The sequence below is a fragment of the Kitasatospora sp. NPDC059646 genome, from assembly GCF_042734615.1.
GTDB lineage: Bacteria > Actinomycetota > Actinomycetes > Streptomycetales > Streptomycetaceae > Kitasatospora.
On the sequence record NZ_JBHWDS010000026.1, the window covers coordinates 34535 to 57155 of the forward strand.

General features: G+C 73.7%; 22 protein-coding genes and 1 pseudogene. 13 read left to right on the forward strand and 10 right to left on the reverse strand.

Annotated elements, in window-relative coordinates:
- Positions 1-24: 24 nt before the first annotated feature.
- Positions 25-1545 (reverse strand): hypothetical protein, encoded by a 1521-nt coding sequence (locus ACFV1L_RS19830; protein WP_380367506.1) that lies wholly within the window; start codon positions 1543-1545, stop codon positions 25-27.
- 155 nt (positions 1546-1700) lie between these two features.
- Between ACFV1L_RS19830 and ACFV1L_RS19835 the strand changes: the two genes are divergently transcribed.
- On the forward strand, positions 1701-2300 hold the full coding sequence (locus ACFV1L_RS19835; RefSeq protein WP_380367507.1) for a hypothetical protein: 600 nt from the start codon (positions 1701-1703) through the stop codon (positions 2298-2300).
- A 602-nt stretch (positions 2301-2902) separates the two neighbouring features.
- On the opposite strand, the gene uppS is transcribed toward ACFV1L_RS19835, so the two are convergent.
- Positions 2903-3679: a polyprenyl diphosphate synthase gene (uppS, locus tag ACFV1L_RS19840; RefSeq protein WP_380367590.1), complete on the reverse strand. Its 777-nt coding sequence runs from the start codon at positions 3677-3679 to the stop codon at positions 2903-2905.
- A gap of 121 nt (positions 3680-3800) precedes the next feature.
- On the opposite strand from uppS, the gene ACFV1L_RS19845 reads away from it, so the two are divergent.
- Positions 3801-4844, forward strand: coding sequence for a methyltransferase domain-containing protein (locus ACFV1L_RS19845; protein ID WP_380367508.1), 1044 nt, complete (start codon positions 3801-3803; stop codon positions 4842-4844).
- Positions 4845-4895: 51 nt separating this feature from the next.
- Here the strand turns inward: ACFV1L_RS19845 and ACFV1L_RS19850 are convergent, their stop codons facing one another.
- The gene (locus tag ACFV1L_RS19850) at positions 4896-5735 is read right to left on the reverse strand and encodes a helix-turn-helix transcriptional regulator (RefSeq protein WP_380367510.1); all 840 of its coding nucleotides are present in this window, start codon (positions 5733-5735) and stop codon (positions 4896-4898) included.
- Positions 5736-5920: 185 nt separating this feature from the next.
- Between ACFV1L_RS19850 and ACFV1L_RS19855 the strand changes: the two genes are divergently transcribed.
- Positions 5921-6292 (forward strand): VOC family protein, encoded by a 372-nt coding sequence (locus ACFV1L_RS19855; RefSeq protein ID WP_380367511.1) that lies wholly within the window; start codon positions 5921-5923, stop codon positions 6290-6292.
- Positions 6293-6345: 53 nt separating this feature from the next.
- Complete coding sequence (locus tag ACFV1L_RS19860; protein WP_380367513.1) at positions 6346-6750, forward strand: SRPBCC family protein; 405 nt, start codon at positions 6346-6348, stop codon at positions 6748-6750.
- Positions 6751-6873: 123 nt separating this feature from the next.
- On the opposite strand, the gene ACFV1L_RS19865 is transcribed toward ACFV1L_RS19860, so the two are convergent.
- From ACFV1L_RS19865 to ACFV1L_RS19875, 3 genes are all read right to left on the reverse strand, one after another.
- On the reverse strand, positions 6874-7641 hold the full coding sequence (locus ACFV1L_RS19865; protein WP_380367515.1) for a maleylpyruvate isomerase family mycothiol-dependent enzyme: 768 nt from the start codon (positions 7639-7641) through the stop codon (positions 6874-6876).
- A 145-nt stretch (positions 7642-7786) separates the two neighbouring features.
- Positions 7787-8851 carry a DUF2804 domain-containing protein gene (locus tag ACFV1L_RS19870; RefSeq protein ID WP_380367516.1) on the reverse strand — a complete coding sequence of 355 codons (1065 nt, stop codon included), beginning with the start codon at positions 8849-8851 and terminating at the stop codon, positions 7787-7789.
- Positions 8852-8948: 97 nt separating this feature from the next.
- On the reverse strand, positions 8949-10454 hold the full coding sequence (locus ACFV1L_RS19875) for an MFS transporter (RefSeq protein WP_380367518.1): 1506 nt from the start codon (positions 10452-10454) through the stop codon (positions 8949-8951).
- A gap of 165 nt (positions 10455-10619) precedes the next feature.
- Between ACFV1L_RS19875 and ACFV1L_RS19880 the strand changes: the two genes are divergently transcribed.
- From ACFV1L_RS19880 to ACFV1L_RS19890, 3 genes are all read left to right on the forward strand, one after another.
- The gene (locus ACFV1L_RS19880; protein WP_380367520.1) at positions 10620-11090 is read left to right on the forward strand and encodes a MarR family winged helix-turn-helix transcriptional regulator; all 471 of its coding nucleotides are present in this window, start codon (positions 10620-10622) and stop codon (positions 11088-11090) included.
- A 303-nt stretch (positions 11091-11393) separates the two neighbouring features.
- Positions 11394-12170 (forward strand): LamB/YcsF family protein, encoded by a 777-nt coding sequence (locus ACFV1L_RS19885; RefSeq protein WP_380367521.1) that lies wholly within the window; start codon positions 11394-11396, stop codon positions 12168-12170.
- Positions 12171-12427: 257 nt separating this feature from the next.
- Complete coding sequence (locus ACFV1L_RS19890; RefSeq protein ID WP_380367523.1) at positions 12428-13426, forward strand: DNA gyrase subunit B; 999 nt, start codon at positions 12428-12430, stop codon at positions 13424-13426.
- A gap of 7 nt (positions 13427-13433) precedes the next feature.
- Here the strand turns inward: ACFV1L_RS19890 and ACFV1L_RS19895 are convergent, their stop codons facing one another.
- A complete protein-coding gene (locus ACFV1L_RS19895) occupies positions 13434-14135 on the reverse strand; it encodes a B3/4 domain-containing protein (RefSeq protein WP_380367525.1) in 702 nt (233 codons plus the stop codon).
- Positions 14136-14564: 429 nt separating this feature from the next.
- The gene (locus ACFV1L_RS19900) at positions 14565-15401 is read right to left on the reverse strand and encodes an EamA family transporter (RefSeq protein WP_380367526.1); all 837 of its coding nucleotides are present in this window, start codon (positions 15399-15401) and stop codon (positions 14565-14567) included.
- Positions 15402-16442: 1041 nt separating this feature from the next.
- On the opposite strand from ACFV1L_RS19900, the gene ACFV1L_RS19905 reads away from it, so the two are divergent.
- Positions 16443-16661, forward strand: a complete 219-nt coding sequence (locus tag ACFV1L_RS19905) for a hypothetical protein (RefSeq protein ID WP_380367528.1) — start codon at positions 16443-16445, stop codon at positions 16659-16661.
- A gap of 275 nt (positions 16662-16936) precedes the next feature.
- Here the strand turns inward: ACFV1L_RS19905 and ACFV1L_RS19910 are convergent, their stop codons facing one another.
- On the reverse strand, positions 16937-17143 hold the full coding sequence (locus ACFV1L_RS19910) for a hypothetical protein (RefSeq protein WP_380367530.1): 207 nt from the start codon (positions 17141-17143) through the stop codon (positions 16937-16939).
- Positions 17144-17417: 274 nt separating this feature from the next.
- On the opposite strand from ACFV1L_RS19910, the gene ACFV1L_RS19915 reads away from it, so the two are divergent.
- From ACFV1L_RS19915 to ACFV1L_RS19930, 4 genes and pseudogenes are all read left to right on the forward strand, one after another.
- Positions 17418-17999, forward strand: a complete 582-nt coding sequence (locus ACFV1L_RS19915) for a GNAT family N-acetyltransferase (RefSeq protein WP_380367532.1) — start codon at positions 17418-17420, stop codon at positions 17997-17999.
- Positions 18000-18430: 431 nt separating this feature from the next.
- The gene (locus tag ACFV1L_RS19920) at positions 18431-19273 is read left to right on the forward strand and encodes an undecaprenyl-diphosphate phosphatase (protein ID WP_380367592.1); all 843 of its coding nucleotides are present in this window, start codon (positions 18431-18433) and stop codon (positions 19271-19273) included.
- Between the two features lie 164 nt (positions 19274-19437).
- A pseudogene (locus ACFV1L_RS19925) lies at positions 19438-19890 on the forward strand (VOC family protein).
- 105 nt (positions 19891-19995) lie between these two features.
- Positions 19996-20292, forward strand: a complete 297-nt coding sequence (locus ACFV1L_RS19930; protein WP_380367533.1) for a hypothetical protein — start codon at positions 19996-19998, stop codon at positions 20290-20292.
- Positions 20293-20335: 43 nt separating this feature from the next.
- Here ACFV1L_RS19930 and ACFV1L_RS19935 read toward each other — a convergent pair whose 3' ends face one another.
- Positions 20336-21313, reverse strand: coding sequence for an ArsR/SmtB family transcription factor (locus ACFV1L_RS19935; protein WP_380367594.1), 978 nt, complete (start codon positions 21311-21313; stop codon positions 20336-20338).
- An 87-nt stretch (positions 21314-21400) separates the two neighbouring features.
- On the opposite strand from ACFV1L_RS19935, the gene ACFV1L_RS19940 reads away from it, so the two are divergent.
- Positions 21401-22591, forward strand: coding sequence for an MFS transporter (locus ACFV1L_RS19940; protein WP_380367535.1), 1191 nt, complete (start codon positions 21401-21403; stop codon positions 22589-22591).
- Positions 22592-22621: the final 30 nt, after the last annotated feature.

A 22621-nucleotide genomic window follows, 5' to 3' on the forward strand; every position in this document is an offset into this window, starting at 1 on the left:
ACGGGCCGTCGGCCGCGGGGCGGGTCACACCGCGTCCTTGCGGTCGGCGGCCATGCCGACGGCGTCCAGCAGGGCGCTGCCGACGATCAGGTCGGCGCCGCCGAAGCCCGGGTCGTCCAGCCGGGTGCCGTCGTCGACGGCGAACAGCAGGCGTTCCTCGCCCTGCCGGTACGCGGTGCCGACCGGCGGGCTGGCGGCGTGCACGGCCAGCAGGGCGACCAGGTAGGCGAGCTCCTCGCCGGCCTCGTCGAGTTCGTCGCCGCGGGCTCGGGCGTCGGCGAGCAGGCCGGAGAGGCGGCGGGGCGCGTCGGCGGGCAGGTCCAGCAGGTCGAGGGCGGCTTCCAGTTGGGCTTCGGAGAACCGGCTGTCGTCGGGGGTGGCGACCAGGTCGGGTTCGGGGAGTTCGGCGCCGAGGTGCTCGCGTTCCACGGGCGGGGTGAGCAGCAGGTCGACCAGGTCGGCGACCCGGACCGAGACGGGGGTGCGCAGTCCGGCGCCGCGGGCGAAGAACGCGTCGGTGGGCCGGGTGGCGTCCGCGAGCGGGAGGGTGAGGACCGGTGCGAGGAGTTGACCGTACAGGTCGATGCCGGTGCGCGCGGTGGGTGCGGAGAACGCCTGCCGGTCCTGTTCGGCGCGGAACAGCGGGCCGGCTTCCAGCAGTCGGGTCTGCAGCTGGGTGTGGCGGCGGATGCAGTCCTTGACGATGTCGACGAGCTCGGCGGCGCGGCGCTTGTGCTCGGCGTCGACGCTCTCGTCGCGGGCCTTGCGGATGTTGGTGAGGATCGCGTTCTCGTGCCGGTACCGGTCGGCGATGTGGTCGAGCGCCTCGTCGATCAGGTCGGGGACGGTCTCCATCCAGTCGACCGCGCGGACGTTGCGGCGGGTCGCCTCCAGGGCCCGGCGCAGCGTCTCCGCGTACTGGACGGTGCGGTAGCGGGCCTGTTCGGCGGCGAGCTGGGCGTCGGCGAGGCGGCCGCGGCGGATCAGCACCTCCAGCTTGACCTCGGCCGCGATCTGAGCGCTCGTCACATCGGTGTCCAGCGCGCCGACCAGGACGTTGACCGCCTCGTCGGTGGTGCGCAGGTACACCCCGCCGTCCTGGCCGGGGACTTCCTCGATCAGCTTGAAGTCGTAGTCGCGGCGGGTGTATTCGCCGTCCGGGCCGAAGGTGCCGTAGACGGCGCGGAAGCCGCGGTCCACGCTGCCGACGTTGATCAGCGACTCCAGCACCCAGCGGGCCACCCGTTCGTGCTCGGCGGCGGCGCGCCCGGGGTTCTGGGCGGCGATCCGCGGCTGCAGGCGGCTCAGCACTATGTCGCGGTCGGCCCCGGTGTCGAAGTCCATGTTGAGGGTGACCAGGTCGATGGCGGCGAGGCCGATCTCGGCCATCGTGTACGAGGCGTACTCGCCGGCCAGGTTGACCTTCCGGCTGTCCAGGTCGTGCAGCGGCGCGGTGCACGCCAGCGCCTTGAGCCGACGGGCGAGTCCCTCGTCGGCGGCCGGTCCGGGGGCGGGCCTGGTGGGCTGGTCTGCGATGGCGGTCACGGGGGACAAGATTAGGGCTTTCCGCGGACAGGTCCGAAACGTCCCCTTTGGGGCAAGCTGTTCCAGCATGTTGAACGCGTTCAAATTCGGGTCTAGAGTCCTTCTCGCGACACCGCGTGCCGGCTCCGGCACCCGCGCATGGAGGGGGAGTCCCCATGTCCGACACCGCCACCGCCCCGACCGGTTCCACCACCGCCGGCCCCGGCCCCGCGTCCACCACCGACACCGCGCTCGTCCGACGCCGGATCAGGCGCTGGCTGTGGCTGTTCATCGTCTGCCTCGCACTCAGCGGGCTGACCGCGTTCCCCCTGCAGACCGAGACCGCCCTGCTGGCCCGGGCCATGGACTCGACCGGCGTCGGCGACGCCCTCCCCGCCCTCGACGCCTGGGTGCTCCGGGTCCGCGACGGCGTCGCCGACGGCTACGGCAACCACCCGTTCCTCGCCTACGGCACCGACTGGCTGGCCTTCGCGCACCTGGTGATCGCGGCCGCGTTCTGGGGCCCGCTGCGGGACCCGGTCCGCAACGTGTGGGTGGTCCGCTGGGCGATGATCGCCTGTGGCGGCGTCATCCCACTGGCGCTGATCTGCGGCCCGTTGCGCGGCATCCCGCTGTTCTGGCAATTCGTCGACATGTCGTTCGGTGTCTTCGGCGTCATTCCGCTGCTGATCGTGCACCGCCTGATCCGCGCCCTGGAGTGGGACCAGGCCGTCCGTACCCACCACGACTTCGCCCGCGTCGTCCCCAGCCCCTGAGCATCCGTCGGGCCACCCGCGGCCGCTCCGGCCGCCGGTGGCCCCTCGCCGCGGCGACCCGCCGCCCGCCCTCGTAGTCCGGTCACATCCCCTGCCCCCCTTGACGATCCTCGGTCAGGATGCTCATTCCTGCTCCGTCGCAACCGGATTCGCGCAAAACCCTTCCCCTTCCTGCTCGACTTCGACAAAGTCGTCCGCTATCCGGTACCGCCCGACCGGAACGGGGGTCGGACACCATGCTCGGCCCCGCCCCGCGCCGACGGCAGGCCGCCGCCGGCCGCCTCGTGCGGACCCGCACCGGGACCGATCCTCGCCGAGGCGCTCCCCCCGGCCCTCGGTCGGCGCCCTGACCGCCCGTCGGCTGCGCCCTGCCGATCGGCCCGGCCGCCGACATCGCCGCCCCTGGCCGGCGCGCCGAACCCGACCGGACTGCGGCCCGCTCCCCCGCCGACCGCCCAACAGACCGCCGGCCCGGCCCTGCCGACCGCCCTCGCGGTGCGGCCGAAGCCACCGTCAGCGCGCGGGCGGCAGCTCACCACCGAACTGCGGGCCGGGACTGCCAAGGAGTCGAGCCGTGCACGTGGCGAACCGGGCGGCGTCGGTCAGGCACCGTGGCGGCGCTGCCGGGCGGCGTAGGCGCGTACGGCGCGCAGGAAGTCGATTTCACGGAACGCCGGCCAGTACGCCTCGCAGAAGTACAGCTCCGAGTAGGCGCTCTGCCACAGCAGGAAGTTCGACATGCGCTGCTCTCCGCTGGTGCGGATGACGAGGTCCGGGTCCGGCTGGCCCGCGGTGTACAGGTGGCGGGCGATGTCGTCCGCGGTCAGGTGGTCGGCGAGGTCCCGCATCGACCTGCCGGCCTCCGCCTGTTCGTACATCAGGTCCCGCATGGCGGCCACGAGTTCCTGGCGTCCGCCGTAGCCGACGGCCAGGGTGATGTGCGCCCCGGTGGGGCACTCGCGGGTGACCTCGACCGCTTCCTTGAGGGCGCGTGCGGTGGTGTCGGGCAGGGTGTCGAGCGCTCCGGCCACGTGCACCTGCCAGCGCGGCTGCGGCCCGGCCAGGTGTCGGGTCAGGACGTCCTCGATCACCTGCATCAGGAAGGCGACCTCGGTGTCGCCGCGCCGTTGGAGGTTCTCCGCGGAGCAGACGAACACGGTGACATGCCTGATGCCGAGGGCCTCGCACCAGGACAGCACGCTCTCCACGTGCTCGGCGCCGTACCGGTGGCCCAGGCTCGGGTTCTCGATGCCCTGCAGGCGGGCCCAGCGGCGGTTGCCGTCCATGATCAGCCCGATGTGCCCGGGCAGCCGCCCGTCCCGGACCTGCCGGCGGAGCCGCCGGGCGTACAGGGCGTGGAGCGGGTCGGTGGCGCGCAACGTCGGGGCCTTCCGGGTCGGGGTCGGCAGCCGTCGGCGGACCGCGGCGTGCATACTGACGAAGTAATAGCACGCGTCGCGTGTTATTGGGGAGCCTGCCGTCCACCGCCCGGGAGTACCAGTGCGCACCAACGACGCCCAGATGCTCGTCCTGTCCGCCCTGGCGGACGGGCCGCTGCACGGCTATGCCGCCAACACCGCGATCGAGCGGATGACCGGCGAGCGGCTCGGCCGCGGCAGCTTGTCCAGCGCGCTGACCCGCCTGCGCGACAAGGGACTGATCGAGTACCTGGACGGCGAAGGCAGGCGCCGCCCGATGCGCCTGACCGCTGCCGGCCGCCGGATGCTCGACGGCGAGATCGAAGCCCTCGCCCACGTCGCGGGACGCATCTTCGAGACCGTGGTCCCCGACCGGATCGCCTACCAGGACCGGCTCGCCACCACCGACCTCGCGCGCTCCTACAAGCGGACGGCGCTCGACGCGCTGGCCGTCCGGCCGGGCCACGTCGTCCTCGACCTCGGCTGCGGACCGGGCACCGACCTCGGCGCGCTGGCGCGCGCGACAGCGCCCGCGGGAACCGTCCTGGGAGTCGACTCCGATCCCCTGATGGCCCGTCGGGCGGCGGCGCGGGTGGCCGACCTGCCGCACGCCGAGGTGCTGGTGGCCGACGTGCAGGCGCTGCCGGTTCCCCCGTGCTCTGCCGACCGGATCCGCACCGACCGCCTGCTCCAGCACGTTGCCGACGTCCCCGGGGTCCTGGCCGAGGCGCGGCGGGTGCTGCGTCCGGGCGGGCGGCTCGTCATGGCCGAGCCCGACTGGGACTCGCTCGCCGTCGACCATCCCGACCTGGACGTCGCGCGGGCCTACACCCGCCACGTCACCGACCGGATCGTGCGCAACGCCGTCGTCGGACGGCAGTTGCCCCGGCTGGCCGAGCAGGCCGGATTCGCCGTCACCTCGGTCGTCCCGGTCACGTCGGTCTTCCGTGAGGTTCGCGCCGCCGACCAGGTCCTCGGTCTCCAGCGCAACACCGAGCGCGCCGTGGCCGCCGGCTACCTGACCCGCCGCCAGGCCGACGGGTGGCTCGACCATCTCGAACGGGGGCCGTTCTTCGCCGCGGTGACGCTCCACGTCGTCACGGCGGAGACCGTCGCGCGGACCTGACCCGCCGCGTGCGCGGGGCCGCCGCGCACCCGGCCGGGCCGGCCGGGGCCGCTACGGGCGGGGCCGGGCGGCGGGGTTCGGCGGGGCCAGCAGGCGGCGCAGCGCGCTCGGGGCGTGGCCGAGGTGGCGGCGGGCGGTGCGGGTCAGGTGGGCCTGGTCGGCGTAGCCGAGGTCGGCGGCGAGGGCGCTCAGGCTGGTCTCCCCCGCCTCCAGGCGGTCCAGCGCGCGGGCGAGACGGACACGGTGGCGGTAGTGGGTGACGGAGACGCCGAGTTCGCGCGGGAAGGCGCGGCTCAGCCGGAACGGGGACACGCCGAGGAGTTCGGCCAGCGCGAGCAGGCTGCCGGAGGCCGGGTGGTCGGCGGCGATCGCCTCCCGCGCGGCGGCGACGAGTTGACGGTCCTTCCCGGCCGACGGCCCGTCCGCGCACGGCACCGGCCCGTCCGCCGTCCGGGCGACGGTCTGCGCCAGCAGCGCCAGCAGTTCTTCCGCGGCCGCGTGGTCGACGTCGCCCGCACGGGCGGCGAGGAGCAGCCGGCGGTGGGCCAGGTCGAGCGGCGGATCGACGTAGAACGCGGACGAGCGGCGCTTCGCCGCGTCCCCCGCGAGGGAGTGCCAGAGGGCCGGCGCGACGGTGATCGCCGTACACCGGTCGCCGCCCGCCGGGTGCGCGAAGGACTCCTCCTCGCCCGGCACCGCGAGGTAGCCGAGGCTCGGGTCGAGGTCCGCGGCCGTCCGGTCGGCGCGGCGGCGGAAGCGGCCCCGACGGACCAGCACCACGCGGTGGAATCCGTGCACCTCCGGCGGCGACCACCGGGTGTGGTCACTGCGGCAGGCGACGGCACTGATCTCGAAGTCGGGCCGGGCCGCGACGTGTTGGACGGAGAGCACGGCCCGAACCGTATACGTCCGGTCGGACAGTGCCGGGCCCGCCGCGAAATGACACGCGCCGGGCCGTTCCCCGCCGCAAGGATGTTCAAGACCCGGGCGGTGCGGCCGGGCGAGGGTGGTCACCGGAGCCGATCGGGCTCCGACCACCGACCTTCGACTCGACTCGACTCCCGAGGAGTTCGCCCGTGTCCGCCCTCACCCGGCTCACCACCGTCTTCGTGGACTGCGCCGATCCGATCAAGCTCGCCGCCTTCTACCAGCACGCCACCGGCTGGCAACTCACCGACAGCACCGAGGACTTCGCTGCCCTCGACGCCGGCCCCGGCCGGCCCGCCCTGGGCTTCGCCCGGGTCCCGGACCACCGCGCCCCGCAGTGGCCGGACGGCGGCAGGCGCCTCCACCTGGACTTCGCCGTCGCCGACCTGGACCGCGCCGTCGCCGACCTGCTCCGACTCGGCGCCACCAAGCCCGCGTTCCAGCCCGGGGCACACGCCTGGGTGGTCCTCCTCGACCCCGAGGGCCACCCGTTCTGCCTCGCCCCCGCCGACACCGACTGAACGACGACCGACCGCCGACCGACCGCCGACTCGACCTTCCGGAGCACCCGTTCATGGCAACGATCCACCGTGAGACCTTGATCGACACCGACCCCGGCAACGCCTGGGCCGCGATCCGCGACTGGGGCGCCGTCCACCGACGGCTCGCGCCCGGCTACGTCACCGACACCCGAGTCGACGGCGACGTGAGGGTGGTGACCTTCGAGGACGGCACCGTGGTGCGCGAACTCGTGGTCTCGCTGGACGACGACGCCCGCCGCATCGCCTACGCGGTGGTCGGCGGCTCGTTCTCCCCGGTCCACCACCACGCCTCGATGCAGGCGCTCGCCGAACCCGACGGCCGCACCCGCTTCGTCTGGATCCTGGACGTCCTGCCCGGCGAACTGGCCGGGCCCATCGCCGCCATGGTCGACCGGGGCATCGAGGTGATCCGCCGCACCTTGGCGGACGTCGCCTGACGCACCGTCAGCACATCTTCCACCGGCACGGATCGGCGGATCCGGCCGGCCGGAGAGCCGGTGTCGGGGGCGGCGCGGCAGCCTGCCCCCGACACCGGAGCGGAACGGACGGCGCGCCGGCCGTCAGCGCTCCGGGTCCCACTCCACCAGCTGGTCGAAGACCTTGCGGTCGCCGCCGAGCGTCAAGTCGTCCAGCGGGATGCGGCCGTAGAGCGCCAGGACCAGGTCGCTCGCCGTGCCGTGCGCGGTGGCCACCGCGTCCGCCCGCTCACCGGGCAGCACGACGAAGCTCGCACCGGCGGCGGAGAGTTCGTTGCGCCAGGACCGTCCCTCGGCGGCGTGGTAGTCGACGCCGCCGGGCTCGTGCGGCCAGGCGACCGTGGTGGTGCAGATGGTGGACAGGAACTCCTCCACGCCGTCGATCGCCACCTCCACCGGCAACGGCTCGGCCGCACCGGCGGCGAGCTGCGCGTCATAGGTGTGCACGGCGATCTCGTGCAGCTGCCGCCGGGCCACGCCGGCGGCCGTCAGCGGGCTCTGCGACTTGCCCCACCAGCCCCAGCAGGCGCGGTCCGCACCGGCCTCGCGCAGCGCGTCGAGGAGCAGCGAGGTGGACTCGGCCAGCCAATCGACCACCGCCTCCCGCCCCTCGGGCGCGACGGCCCCCTCGCCCGGGTCGGCCTTCGCGGTGGCCGCCGGCCCGGCCGCAACGGTCGCCGCCCAGGCCCGCCGCCCCTCGCCCAGGTGCTGCGCCAGGTCGCGCAACGTCCACTCCGGGCAGCTCGGCACCTGGACGTCCAGGCCGGGCGCGGCGGCGATCGCCGCCCGGAAGGCCGCCGAGCGGTCGTCGATCAGTCGCAGCAGGTCGGCGAACTCAAGATTCTTTTCCACGCGCGGATGTCTACCACCGCCGTCCGCCCACCGGACAGCGGTTTTCCGAACCGGCGGCCTGCCCGTCCCGACGCCCGGCACGCCCGGCCGCCCGACACCCGCCGTCCGACCCCTGGTGCCCTGACGCCTGCCGGGCGCGCGGTGCTCACCAGCGCATCCGCACGTCCTCCGCCCAGCCCAACAGCCGGTCCACCGCGACCTTTTCGCCGTCGTCCGTGCGGATGACTCCCCGGTAGTGGCCGAAGCACTGATCGGTGCGGTTGGCGAGGAGGCCGGCCTCGGTGCGGGTCCGGCGGTCGTGGAACGGTGTGAAGGTGAGGTCGACCTGGTCGGTGCCGGGGGTGGTGAGGTGCCACGGGGCGAGGGGGTCGGCGGGGTCGTAGTGCCAGTCGAGTTCGGTGCCGATCTTGGTGAGGCGGCCGTCCACGCAGAGGGCGTTCTCGGTGGCGCCCGTCCCGACCGTCCACTGGCCGCCGAACTGGAGGCCGACCACGTGGCCGTCGGTGCGGCCGGACGCGGCGCCCCAGTTCCAGCCGAGGGACCGCGGCCAGCGGCCCCGGCCGTGGTCCAGGACGCCCCACGCGTCGGCGCCGAACTCGTAGCTGCGGTCGCCGAGTCGGACGGTGCCGGCGGCGGGGAGGGCGGTGTGCTTGGAGGTGTACTGGAAGCGCTTTCCGTCCCAGGGAACGACCACCGACAGCGTCTCGTGGCCGGCGGGCCGTGCCACCAGCAGGTCGACTTCGAGCCGGCGCAGGTCGGCGGTGAGCGCGCGGGCCCGCAGTCGGGTGCCGTCCGGCTCCTGACCGATCGTCACCCGGACCTGCCGGCGGCTGGGGCGCTCGGGCCCGACGGAGAGGTTCGCGCCGTGCGGGCCGCCGGAGCCGGCGATGCCCTCGGGGAGGGCGGTGCGGCGGTGCGGCAGGCCGGGGGCGATCGCGGTGCGCTCGTGGTCCTCCAGGACGCCGTGCTCGTCCCAGGCGAGGAAGTACACGGTGTCGAGGGTGAGGAAGTCGAGGTCGCTGACGGTCAGCGCGAGCAGGTGGGTGGGCGTGGTGACGCACCAGTACTCCCACCGCTTGGTACGCCCCCAGCCGCGCAGGTTGGACCGGTGCAGCGGGGTGCGGGACCAGCCGACCGCGTCGGGGTTGAGCCGCCCGTCGGGGCCGCACAGGTCGACGGGTCCGGTGATCTCACGCTCATGGGTCGCCATTCGCGCACCCTACTGCCGTGGGCCGCGCCAAGGCCACGGGCCGCCCGCACCCCGTTGGCGGGATGCGGACGGCCCGTCGGAAACCCGTGCCGGACGGCTACTTGGCGGCGGCGCCCCCGGCCGCGCCCCCGGCCACGCCGGCCGACGCGCCCTCGCCGGCCGCGTTCCCGGCCCCGCCGTCCACGACGGTCAGCACGGGGGCGGCGGCGGCCTTCGCGGCGGCGGCCCGGCGGACGCCGGGGATCGCCAGCGTGACCAGGGCGGCCAGGACGGCGGCACCCGCGCCGATCACGAAGGCGGTGCGGAAACCGCTTTCCGACGGCAGCGTGTGACCGTGGAAGTCGACGGTCAGGTGGGCCAGCACGACGCCGATCACGGCGGACGAGCTGGAGGTGCCGATGGACCGCATCAGGGCGTTCAGACCGTTCGCGGCGGCCGTCTCGGAGGCCGGCACGGCACCCATGATCAGCGCGGGCATGGCCGCGTAGGCGAACGCGATGCCGCCGCTGATCAGGCAGGAGAACACCAGGACGCCCCAGGCGTGGCCCATCAGGGCGAGGGCGGCGAGGTAGCCGCCGGTGATGACGACGGCGCCGACCAGCAGCGACACCTTCGGCCCCTTGGCCCGGGACAGCTTGGCGGAGATCGGCGAGAGCAGCATCATCACCAGGCCGGCGGGAGCCATCCACAGACCGGCCTGGACCATCGACTGGCCGAGGCCGTAGCCGGTGGCGGTGGGCATCTGGAGCAGCTGCGGGGCCACCAGGCTCATCGCGTACATCGCGAAGCCGACCACCACGGACGCCAGGTTGGTCATCAGCACCTGGCGGCGGGCACTGGTGCGCAGGTCGACCAACGGCTGCTCGGTGCGCAGCTCCCACCAGCCCCAGATCGGGAGCACGACGACCGCGACGGCGAACATGCCGAGCGTGGAACCGGAGGCCCAGCCCCAGTCGCCGCCCTTGGAGACGGCGAGCAGCAGCGCGACCAGTCCGATGGTGAGGCCGATCGTGCCGACCACGTCGAAGCGTCCGCCGGAGCGCACCGGCGACTCGGGGACGAGCACGACGACGGCACCGGCGATCAGCACGCCGAGCGCGGCGGAGATCCAGAACAGGGCGTGCCAGCTGGCGTGCTGCGCGATGACGGCGGACAGCGGCAGGCCGAACGCGCCGCCGATGCCGAGCGAGGAGCTCATCAGCGCCATCGAGGAGCCGAGCTTCTGCGGCGGCAGTTCGTCGCGCATGATGCTGATGCCGAGCGGGATGACGCCGGCGCCGATGCCCTGCAGGGCGCGGCCGACCACCATCGGCGCGAGCGAGTTGCTGAAGCCGCAGATCAGCGAGCCGACGACGAGCAGGGCGAGGCTGATCAGCAGCACCTTGCGCTTGCCGTACATGTCGCCGAGCCGGCCCAGCACCGGGGTGGCGACCGCGCCGGCCAGCAGGGTGGCGGTGATCGCCCAGGACGCGTTGGCGGCGGAGGTGTGGAGCAGGTCCGGCAGTTGGGGGATCAGCGGGACGACCAGGGTCTGCATCAGCGAGACCACGATGCCCGCGCCGGCGAGCACTCCGACGACGGGGCCGGTGCGTGCCTGACTCATGGGGTTCTTCTCATCTCTCGACAGCCAGATCGACAGCCGGGTTCGGCTCGGCATGGCTCGGTGTACGACTCGTCCTTGCATATGCATGATGCACATCATGTGTACCATACACATACCGCCCTGGCGGGATATGCTGCCGAAAAGTGACGGAAGGGACGGAGGAGCATGCGGCACACCAAGGAACTCGCGCTGATCGAGCGGGAGATGATGCTGCTCAGCCGCCACCAGGTGCTCGCCGCCACCCGCACCGCCGGCGGCCCCGACAGCGAGGAGCGGCTGGAGCGCAGCGCGTACACCCTGCTCAGCCGGATCGAGACCGAGGGCCCGCTCACCATCGGCCAGCTCGCCGAGGCGTTCGGCCTGGACACCTCCACCGTCAACCGGCAGACCGCCGCGATGCTGCGGGCCGGCCTGGTCGACCGGATCCCCGACCCGGACGGCGGGGTGGCCCGCAAGCTGCGCATCACCGGGGAAGGCATGCGCCGCCTCCACCACGACCGCGAATGGTCGATCCAGGGCCTGGCCAAGGTGGTCGCCGACTGGACGGCCGAGGAGCTCGCCGACTTCGCCGAAGTACTGGAACGCTTCAACCGCGACATCGAGAAGCTCCAGGGCCGCCCCTGGCCCCGCACCTGACGCCCCGTCCGCAACCGGGCCCGCGCCGTCCGCCCCTGCTGCGCCCAGGGAGCCACCTGCTGCGTTCGGCGTTGGCTCCGGCCCGTCCCGGCCCCGGTCCCACCCCTCGTCAATTCGCGCCGTCCGCCGGCCTGCACCCGAGCGGGTGGCCCCCGCGCCGGCGGCCCGGGAGCTGACGGGTAAAACCTGTCGCCCGGGGTCCGGCAGCCGCCCCCGGTGAAACGATCAGGCCCTACGATCACCCCCAGGAGCGGGCGCCCGGGCCCCGGGTCGGTCCGCGCGCGGAAGGGCGGACGAGACGAAGTGGCCGACACGGTGATCGACCTCAATGCGGATCTCGGCGAGGGCTTCGGCCGCTGGAGCCTCACCGACGACGAGGCCCTGCTGTCGGTGGTCACCAGCGCCAACGTCGCCTGCGGCTTCCACGCCGGCGACCCGTCCACCATGCGCCGGGTGTGCGCGCTGGCCGCCGAACGCGGGGTGCGGATCGGCGCCCAGGTCTCCTACCGCGACCTCGCCGGGTTCGGCCGCCGCGCGATGGACGTCCCGCCGGACGAGCTCGCCGACGAGATCGCGTACCAGATCGGCGCCCTGCAGGTGTTCGCCCGCGCCGCCGGCTCCCGGGTGTCCTACGTCAAGCCGCACGGCGCGCTCTACAACCGGGTGGTGCACGACAACGAGCAGGCGGAGGCGGTGGTTTCGGGCGTCCTGCGGTCCGGCGCGATCTGCGACGGCCCGCTGCCGCTGCTCGGTCTGCCCGGCTCCCGGCTGCTGGCCGTGGCGGAGGGCGTCGGACTCCCCGTCGTCACCGAGGCGTTCGCCGACCGGGCCTACACCTGGGCCGGCACCCTCGTCCCGCGACGCGATCCGGAGGCCGTCGTCCACGATCCCGAGGCGGTCATCGCGCGCGCCGTCGGGATCGCCCGCGACGCCACCGTCACCGCCGTCGGCGGCGAGCCGATCGCCGTCCACGCCCGCTCGCTCTGCGTCCACGGCGACACCCCCGGAGCCGCCCAACTCGCCTGGCGGATCCGGGGCGCGCTCGCCTCCGCGGGCGTCCGCGTGGAGGCGTTCAGCTGACCGGCCGCCGCCGCCCGGCACCGCCGGGAGAATTCCTCGAATTCGTGCCGCCGCAACCGCCCGCACTCGCCCCGTGCACGCCCCCGACGGGACCGGCACGCCCCTGCCGCCCCCACCCGCGACCGTGGCGGCGGCCCCCTCCGAAACCCCCTGCGGTGCGCCCCACACGCCTTCGCCGCACCGCCTCTGACCTGGCACTTTCCCGAAATTCCCGTAGGGTTGGGCGCACTGCCGGAGACGTCGGAGGGGACAACGCGGTGAGCGAGTACGACGGCATTTCGATCACGGTGCTGACTGGCCTGGAAGCGGTCCGGAAACGGCCCGGGATGTACATCGGATCGACCGGCGAGCGGGGCCTGCACCACCTGCTCTCCGAAACCGTGGAGAAGGCGGCGACCGAGGTCCTGCACGGCCGCGCCCGCACCGTGGACGTCACCCTGCTGGCCGACGGGAGCGCCAGGGTCACCCACGACGGCCTCTACCGGCACAGTCCGGCCGAGGAGTTGATGGTCATGCCGACCTCGTGGCGGCCCACGGGCGGGCGGCACTCCATCGGCGTGCTCCGTGTCGGCCTGTTCGTGGTCAACGCGCTCAGCGACCGGCTGGTCGCGGAGGAGCGGCGCGACGGAGTCACGGTCCGTCAGGAGTACAGCCGGGGCGAGACAGTGACCGCGCCCCACCCGACGGACGTCCTGACCGGCGGTACCGGCTCCGACATTGGCACCGGCACGACGATCGTTTTCCGGCCCGATCCGGCGATCTTCGGTGCGGTGTCGTTCGACCGGGCAGCGCTGGCCGCCCGGTTCCGCGAACTCGCGGTGCTGAACCGCACCTTGGAGCTGACCCTGACCGACGAACGCGGCACGGCCCCGCACGCCGAGCGCTTCCACGCCCCGGGCGGCGTCCGGGAGTACCTCGCCACGCTCGGCGCCGACCCGGCCGAGGCGGTCATCGTCGAACGCGAGGATCCCCGGATGAGCGGGTCGATGGAGATCGCGATCGCACCCTCGGGCCCGGACGGCCCGCAGCTGGCGGAGTTCGCCAACTCCTTCCGCACCCACGGCGGCACCCACGTCCAGGGCTTCCGCGACGGCGTGGCGGCGGCACTCGGCGCCGACGCCCGACCGACCGCGGTCGTCTCGGTGAAGCTGGACGCCCCCGAGTTCGAGGGCTCCTGCCGCGACGTGCTCGGCAACGGCGCGGTACGGGCCTGCGTCGCCGAGGCCGTCCAGCACGCGCTGGAGACCTGGCGCTGACGTCGGCTCAGAGCTCGGCCCGGAGCCGCTCCGGGTCGAGGTGGTCCAGCACGACCGCCGCACTGTGCGGAGCCAGCAGGCCGGCCAACTCCTCTGCCGCCGCGGTCAGATGCCCACCGTCCGGGTGCAGCGTCTCCAGGACGAACAGCACCTCGGCGGAGTGCTCGGTGACCCGGGTGCGGTGGGCGTCACGGTGGTTCCAGTGCCGGGTGAGGACACCCCCCGCATCCTGGTAGACCACCTCCCCGGCCTTGGGCCGCTCCACCGTGTCCGGCTCCCCGAGAGGCGTGAACTCCTCGCCGCCGTCCGCGAACCGAATCACCACGTCACCCCGCACCGCCGCCAGGTCGAACGCCCCGGCAGGCAGGCCGTGGCGGACCGAGACCGCGTTGTACGAGTCCACGGCCGGATTGATCCGGGGCAGCGCCCCCTGCTTGGCGAGCCGACGCCCGAGAGCGTCCACGCTCGGCCGGACCCGACGCGGGTTGGTCCCGAACGCACGATAGGCGGCATGCCACACCGCAACCCGGTCGTCCTCCTCATCGGCCGGCCGCCAGACCCCCTCGGCGAGTTGCCGCTCCAGCAGGTCGAGCGCTGCGGCGGTGGCGGGCCACGGCTCGGCACCGCGAACACCTCGCGCAGCGACCAGCGCGATCCTGGCGGCGGGGAAGGCCCCGGCAACGGCGGGGTGCAGATGCACGGACGTCATGGGGGTGGTGCTCCGTTCAACAGACACTCGGGAGGGGAACAGTTCGGACGTGGCAGGGCGACGACCGGTCGGCCCGCGCGGGCGCGTCGAGCAGGCGGCGTCGGCGGTCCCGGCTCGGCAACACCGCAGACGGAGCCCAGGCGATGCGGGTGACAGGCAGACCTCGGCAACGGAGGAACGCGGATGAACCGACGCCACGGGGCCGCTCAACAGATGCCCGGGGAACGGCAGTTCGACCGCGTGACGGCGAGTCGCGCCACGTCCGGCGCGCCGCAGCTCGACACCGCAACCGCGCTGGCGGAGCCCCGGCGAGCCGGGTGACGGGAGGCCCTCGGCAACAGCGGGATGGAGGTGTGTACGGACGTCACGGGGGTGGTGCTCCGTTCGACAGATGCTCGGGACGCGGCGGTTCGGCCGGTTGACGGCCGGTCAGGCGAGGGCCAGCAGGCCGACTGCGACCGCGGCCGCGCCCAGGCCGGCCAGTTGGCCGCGGTGGATGCGCTCGGCGAGGACGGCACGGGCCAGCAGCACCGTCCCGGCCGGGTACAGGGCGGTGATCACGGCGACCACCGTGAGGTCGCCACTGCGGGCGGCCAGCAGGAACAGCACGCTGGCCGTCGAGTCCAGCACGCCCGCCGCAGCCGCCAGCCGGTACGCGGGGCGCTCCGGCCCGAGACGGCGGTGCAGCAGCGCGGCGGCCGTCAGGGCGAGCGCGGAGGTGACGGCCCGTCCGACGATCAGTGGGGCGATGCCGCTGCCGGACGGGGCCTGGTGCAGGCAGACCAGTTGGACGGCGATCGCGGTACCCGCGCCGAACGCCAGCAGCAGCGCGCGGCGGGTCACCCGGACCTGGCCGTTCGCCGTGCCGGCGCTCACCAGCACCACGGCCAGCAGCGCCAGCGGCAGGCCCACCAGCCCTGCGGCGCCCAGCTGTTCGCCCTGCAGCAGGCCGACGGCGACCGGCAGCGCCGCCGACACCAGCGCCGTCACCGGCGACAGCACGTTCATCGGACCGATCGCCAACGTCCGGTACAGCAGCGCGAACGCCCCCGCCGAGGCGGCACCGGACGCCGCGCCCCAGCCGATCGCACCCGCGCTGAACTCCGCACCGAGCAGCGGCCACATCACCAACTCGACCGCCAGACTGGCCGGAGCGGCGATCAGCACGGTGCGCAGCACGTGCGCCCGTCGCGCACCCAAGCCACCGAAGAAATCGGCGCAGCCGTAGGCGAGCGAACTGCCGAGGGCCAGTAGCAGAGCGATCATCACGCTTCCCCAACCATGGATCGAGACCATCCGAACGGTACAACAGGCTGAACGAAGCAGGCCAACACACTGACCGGCGGATCTGTTCCCCGACGCCAAGGACCGCCTCCCCAACCAGCCCCAGCACCCCGGAACGGACCGGCCGTGCGTGAACGCCGATCCAGTAACTCCCCGAAGCACGACGGTCATTGGCGACTCGGCACACGAGAAAGGGGGCGACGGCGGGCGGGGAACGCAGGCCCATGGTGTCGGCGATCACGCTCACACTGCCCGGACCGGCGCCGACGGTGGCGCTGTTCCGGGTCCGCCTCCGCGGCCGTCCGGCGTCCGACCGGCTCCGGCCCGGCCCCGGCCCGGTTCCGCACGCGGCCGGCCGGCTCGGCGGCACGCCTTCGCTGTCCTCGACGGCCATGAGAACGCTCCGCCGAGGCAACGCGCCACGATGAGGAGGGCAACGTCACTCCGCACCGCTCCCCATCAACCTCCGCTCGGCCGCGCTGTCCTGGCGCTCCCGAAGTCGTCGGCCCGACCCGCTCGCCCCTGCCCGGGCCGCGTCGCCCGCAGGCAGGCAGACGCCCTCGCCAGCCGGCCGACAAGCCGCCCGACCCGCCGCAGCCGGGGCCTGTCGCCTTGGAGTTTTTCCTGCGTTCGGGTGGTTTGCCGTATCCCGGCGCATCCTGAGGGCGTCGGCCGTGTTGCCTGGTGGTCCGACCGATCTGTGGTCCGGCCCCGTTGTCGCCGCAGGAGGCCGTCAACCGGAGTCGGCCGCAGGCCATCACCAGGTGAAGGAGTCACCCATGGGAACCTTGCCCTCTGGCGTCTATCGCATCGTCAGCTGGGCCCGACGCCACCGGCCCCGACGCGCGGGTCCTCACAGCCGGGGAAGGCGGTGCGACCGTTACAGCCCCCGGGGCCGCGCCGGAAAACGAGCAACAGTTCAGGGTGGAGGTCCGCGAGGACGGCACTTGCGCCATCCAGGCTCCCGCCCAGTTCTTCCCCTCTCGCTCCCTGAGTTACAAGGAACCGGAGAAGGGCGCAAGGGTGATCCTGGGGCCGCTGAGTGACTTCCCCACCCGTGAGTGGAAGATCGAACCGGCCCCGCAGAGGCCGCTGCCGGCCCCCTACTTCATCCGCGTCCCCGACAAGGACCTGCAACTGGTGGTGTCGCCGAAGGCGATCTTCCCGCCCGAGCTCGAACTGGCGCCTTCCGACTCCGACCTCCAGAACGCCTGGGCGCTCCTGCCCGTCGAGACGGACTAGCCACCTGACGCCCGGATGAGGGTCGCGACGAGGTGGAGCGCGGCCCGGCGGTCGACGGCGAGCTTGTCCGTTCGAATCGCCGGGCCGCGCCACTGCTTCAACCACCGTTCGAGCCGCGCCGCCGACGGTGACGGTGCCGGTGCCGGTGCCGGTGACGGTGACGGTGACGGACTGGGACGTCCGGGACGACATCCACGGGGCCTTCCGCAAGGTGGCCTGCTACGCCATCGCCCACCGCAGCGTGCCGAGAACCGTGGGCTCCAGGCCCCCCTTGATCACTCAGCCGGTCGAACGAAGCGCATCTCGCAACGCTGGAAGGCCCCATCGACACCGAAGCTCTGCTCCGAAAGGCCCCAGCCAGCCGCCTCGATCCGGCCGACGTACAGGGCAAGGTTCTGGTCGGGATGCACCGGGTGGAGCCGGATGCTCCGAACGTGCTCGGCGTCGCCTCGTCGGAAGCAACGAAGGGCGTAGCTGTCCACGGGGCTCAGTCCAACGGGAACGCGTCGATCCACCCGCCGATCGTAGGCAGCACCACCGGACCGTGCACCTGCCTTTGTGCGAGCTCCAGTTGGCACCGCGTACGGCAAGCACTGTCAGGCAGCGGGAAGGCGCTTGCCTCTCCGAGCTGACGATGAGCGGCAACGCGACGACCGCCCGATCGATGACCCGCCGGCCGCCCGGCGCGCGGCAAGCAGGTCCTGGGCGGCCGGAAAGCGCTTGCCGCGCCCGCCCCGCCAGTGCTCTGCTCACCCCATGGACGTCCGCCTGCGCACCGACCGGCTCATCCTTCGCCGCCTCTCCCCCGCCGATCTTCCCGCCGTCACCGCCCTGTGCGGCGACCCGGAGGTGATGCGGTACCTGGAGGACGGGCGACCGATGGCCCCGGCCCGGGTAGCCGAGGAGGTGCTGCCGGCGCTGCTGCGCGAGTACGACCGGCTGCCGGAGGTGCTCGGCTGCTGGGCGCTGGCCACGGCGGACGAGCCGTTCCTCGGCTGGGCCGCACTGCGTCCGGCGCATTCGGTGGGCCTGGAGACCGGTCCGGCCGGCGGGTTGGAGTTGGGGTACCGCCTGCTGCCCACCGCCTGGGGCCGGGGTTACGCCACCGAGGCGGCGCTCGCCCTGGTGCGCTCCGCGTTCGTCGAACTGCGGGCGGACCGGGTGGTGGCCACCACGATGGCGGTGAACTCCGGCTCCCGCCGGGTGCTGGAGCGGGCCGGACTGCGCCACGTCCGGACCTTCTTCGAGGACTGGCCGGACCCGATCCCCGGCAGCGAGCACGGCGACGTGGTCTACCAGCTCACCCGCACCGAATGGTCGGCGGGCGCGGGGAACTGACGGTCCGTCGGCCCCGCCGTCTCATCGGCCCCCGGGAACGCCGCCGGGGCCGGTGCCCGGACGCCCAGGTGCGCGGCGCGCCGTCCGGACCGGCCGGCCGCTCAAGGCGCGCCGAACACTCCGCCCACCGCCCACCGCCCACCGCCCACCGCCCGATCGTCGCATCTGCCGCACCTGCCGCACCTGCCGCGGCTGCCGCCGACGTCCCCGCCGCGCCCGGCCGTTCGACAGCCACCCCGCTGGCGGCCGCCAACGCCGCTTTGGTGACGATATGACCGGAGATGACCGATTGTGACGTCCGCGACACCTGGTGCCCCTATCATGCGGCCACACCGGACCGAGCCCCCGAGCCGCCGCCGGGCCGCCCCACGAGTGAACAGGACCAACGCCATGCTGAACCACCGGGAGATATCCGCGGGGGTAGTCCGATGATCGACTGGCTCCACGGGGCCGTGCTCGGCCTGGTCCAGGGCCTGACCGAGTTCCTCCCGGTCTCCTCCAGCGCCCACCTCCGGGTGTTCTCCGCCCTCGCCGGCTGGGACGATCCGGGTGCGGCGTTCACCGCGGTGACGCAGCTCGGCACCGAGTCGGCGGTGCTGATCTACTTCCGGCGGGACATCGCCGCGATCGTCAAGGCCTGGACGCTGTCGCTGTTCCGCGCCGAGTGGCGGCGCGACCAGAACGCGAAGCTCGGCTGGTACGTCATCGTCGGCACGCTGCCGATCGGCGTCATCGGCAAGCTGTTCCAGGACACCATCGAGACCACGCTGCGCGACCTCAGGCTGATCGGCACCACGCTGATCGTGTTCGGCCTGATCCTCGCCGTCGCCGACCGCTCGCGCGCGGTCCGCAACGCCCGCCCGATCAGTTCGCTGACCTTCCCGCACGCGCTGATGTACGGTGCGGCGCAGTCGTTGGCCCTGATCCCGGGCGTCTCCCGTTCCGGCGGCACCATCAGCGCCGGCCTGTTCCTCGGCTACAGCCGCGAGGCGGCCGCCCGTTACTCGTTCCTGCTGGCGATCCCGGCGGTGCTCGCCTCCGGCACGCTCGAACTGTTCAAGATCGGCGAGGGCCCGGCGCCCGCCTGGGGCCCGACGATCCTGGCGACCCTGATCGCCTTCGCGGTCGGCTACGCGGCCATCGCCTGGTTCCTGAAGTACATCTCGCACAACAGCTTCATGCCGTTCGTGATCTACCGCGTGCTGCTCGGCATCACCATCATCGCCCTGGTCACCATGGGCACGCTGGCCCCGGACGCCGGCGCGGTTCACTGACGCCCCCTCAGGTGCGGGCTCCGGGCGCACCCGGCGGCCCGCCCCCTGTCGTCCACCGAACGGCGCCGCCCCCGTCCGGGCACACCCGGCGGCCCGGGCGTCACGCTGCCGATGGCGGCGAGCCTCGTCGCCGCTCGATCAGTTGTGCGATTGGATGCGGTGCCATGACGCTCGCTTGGAAACTGGTCGTGGACAGTGCCGACGCCTCCGCCATCGCCGACTTCTGGGCCGCCGCCCTCTAGTACGAGGTCGAGGACCCGACCCCGCTGATCGACTCCCTGCTCGCCGGCGGCCGCCTCCCCGCCGCCGCGGTCCGTGAACTCCCGGACGGGCGCAAGCAGTTCCGCGGGTACTCGGCCGTCCGCCACCCCGAGGACCCGTTCGACCCGGTGAGCGGCGTCGGCAAGGGCCGCCGCATCCTGTTCCAGGACGTTCCCGAGCCCAAGTCCGGCAAGAACCGCCTGCACCTCGACGTCCACTCCGACGGCCGGCTCGAACCCACGGTCGCCCGCCTGGAGTCCCTCGGCGCCACCCGCATCATGGAGCACGACCAAGGCCCGATCGGCCGCTGGTGGGTCATGCTCGACCCCGAGGGCAACGAGTTCTGCGTCGCCTGACGGGACCGTCGAATGCCCGGCACGGCGTTCCCGGCGTATGCCAGGATGCCCGGTGTGACGACGACTTGAAGAGACCCGTCCGCCCGCCGGCCGTACTGGCTCAAGGTGCCGTGGCGGGAGCGCCCCGACGGCGACCACCGGCTCTGTGCCGAGTGCGACGCCCCCGTCCGCTCGTACCTCCACCGGCTCGACCTGCCGGGGCCGGCCGGCCGTCGGCGCTGCATCGTGTTCCGCTGGTGCGCCGCCTGCCGGGTGTACAGCACCGCGCTGGTCGCCGTCCCGCCCGAACGGGTGCCGGCGGACGCACTGGCCGACCTTCCCGCCGAGGAACGCGAACGGCTGCTCCGCAAAGAGCACCTGCTGGTGGCCCACCTGGCCAGGCAGGACCGGCAGTCCCGCTGATGCGACCTCGGGTATCGAACCGACCGGCTCGCCTGACGCCCTCTCAGGCTCCGGCCGCACCGTCCGCGAGGTGGTCGCCGAGCGGGGTCCGGTGGTAGAGGACGCGGCGGCCGAGGCGGGTCCGGTCGAGGAGGCCGGCCTCGCGCAGGACGGCCAGGTGGCCGCCGACGGTGCCGACGGACTGGTCGAGCAGGGCGGCGAGTTCGCTGGTGGTGGCGGGGGTGTCGAGGTGGCGGAGGATCACGGCGCGGCCGGTGCCGATCAGCCGGGCGAGCGCCCGGTCGCCGCCCGGCGCGGCACCGGGGACGCCCGTCCCGCGCGCGGGGTAGACCAGCGCGTAGGGGCGGCCCGGCGCCTGGCAGAGCCAGGAGCTGCCGCGGGCGCTGACCGGGACGAACAGCATGCCGTCCGCCCCCACCGTCCGGTCGGGGCCGGGGCGGTCGCTGAACCGGATCGCGTCGCTGCCGACCCACGCGCTGCGACGGTTCATCAGGTGCAGGGCGCGCGGCCAGCCGTGCGCGGCCAGCAGTCCGGCCCGGTGGGTGACGTCGCGCTGCAGGGCGGCCCGGCGGGCGGGCCAGTCGGCGGCGAGGTGGGTGTCCCAGACCTCGCGGAACAGCTCGGCGGCCCGCGCGCCGTGGTCGCGGCCGGTGAACCAGTCCAGGTGGCGGTCCTCCCAGCTGTGCGCCAGCGACATCCGCAGGCCCTCCGCCACCACCTCGTCCGGCACCCGTGCCACGTCGGCGAGTTCGGACTCCAGGGTGGTGTCCATCCCGCCGCCCGGCGGCACCACCAGGTGGTCCGGCAGCCACTTGGTGGCGGAGATCAGCGCGACCAGCCCGCGCGCGTACGGGTCCGCCCGCAGCCTGGCGTGGAACTCGGTCCGGTGCCGGGCGTGCCACTCGGGGTGCCACGACTCCGCTGCGGGGCGGGCGAGTTGGACGATCGCGGCGAGCGTCTCGGCGAACGGCGACAGGGCGAACCGGGAGCGCGACAGCGCCAGCGAATCCAGCCTCAGCATCACCACGGCGAGCTCTGCCCTTCCTCCAGGTTTCGGTGAACGGCGAAACAATAGAGGTCCGGCGGCGCGGCCTCGCACACTCTGCGGGTGCTTCCACCACTCCTTCACCACTCCGGTTTCCGCTGGTTCTTCGCCGGCCGGACGATCTCCCTGCTCGGCAGCGCGATGGCACCGGTGGCCCTGGCGTTCGCCGTGCTCGACGGCTCCGGCCGGGCCGCCGACCTGGGCGTCGTGCTCGCCGTGCGCATGGTTCCGATGCTGGCGTTCCTCCTGCTCGGCGGCGCGATCGCCGACCGCCTGCCGCGCCGCACCGTCCTGCTCGCCACCCACCTGGGCGCCGGCCTCACCCAGGGCCTGGTCGCGGCCCTGCTGCTGACCGGCCACTACGCGCTCGGGCCGATCGCCGCCCTCGAGTTCCTCAACGGCCTGCTGACGGCGTTCACGTCACCGGCCCTGGTCGGCGTGCTGCCCGAGATCGTCCCGCGCGAGCAGCTGCGGCCCGCGAACGCGCTGCTGGGCATCGCCTCGAACGGCAGCAAGGTGCTCGGCCCGGCGCTGGCCGGGCTGCTGGTGGCGAGCGTCGGCCCGGGCTGGGCAGTGGCGGGCGACGCCGTCGGCTACCTGCCGGCCGCGCTGTGCCTGGCCCGGCTCCCGGCCGGCCGCGTCCGAAGTCGACGTGCGCCGCTGCTGCCGGCGTTGCGGGACGGCTGGACGGCGTTCCGGGGTACCCGCTGGGTGTGGTGGACGACCTGGTCCTACTGCGCGACCAACCTGCTGCTCACCGGTCCCTGGCAGATCCTCGGCCCGGAGCTCTCCGGGCCCGCCCTCTGGGGCGCCCTGCTCGCCGCCCGCGGCGCCGGCCTGCTGCTGGCGGGCGCCGCCCTGTACCGGCTGGCCCTCCCCCGCCTGCTGGCCGCCGGCCAACTCGCGGGCCTGACCCTGCCGTTGCCGCTGCTCGCGCTCGGCCTGCACGCCCCCCTCCCCTGGCTGCTGGCCGCCGCCCTCACCGCCGGCCTGGGCAGCGCCCTCGCCGCCACCGCGTGGGACACCTCGCTCCAGGAGCACCTGCCGACCGGCGTGCTGTCCCGGGTCTCCTCGCACGCCGACGTGTTCTCCTACCTCGCCATCCCCCTGGGCCAGTTGGCCTGCGGCCCGCTCGCTGCCCAGTACGGCGCCCACTCCCTCGCCACCACCGCGGCCCTCACCCAGGCGGCCCTGACCCTGCTCCCCCTCCTCTCCGTCTCCGTCCGCACCCTCCCCCACGGCCGACCGGCCTGACGCACCTCCCGCCGCCACGGGCACCGGGTG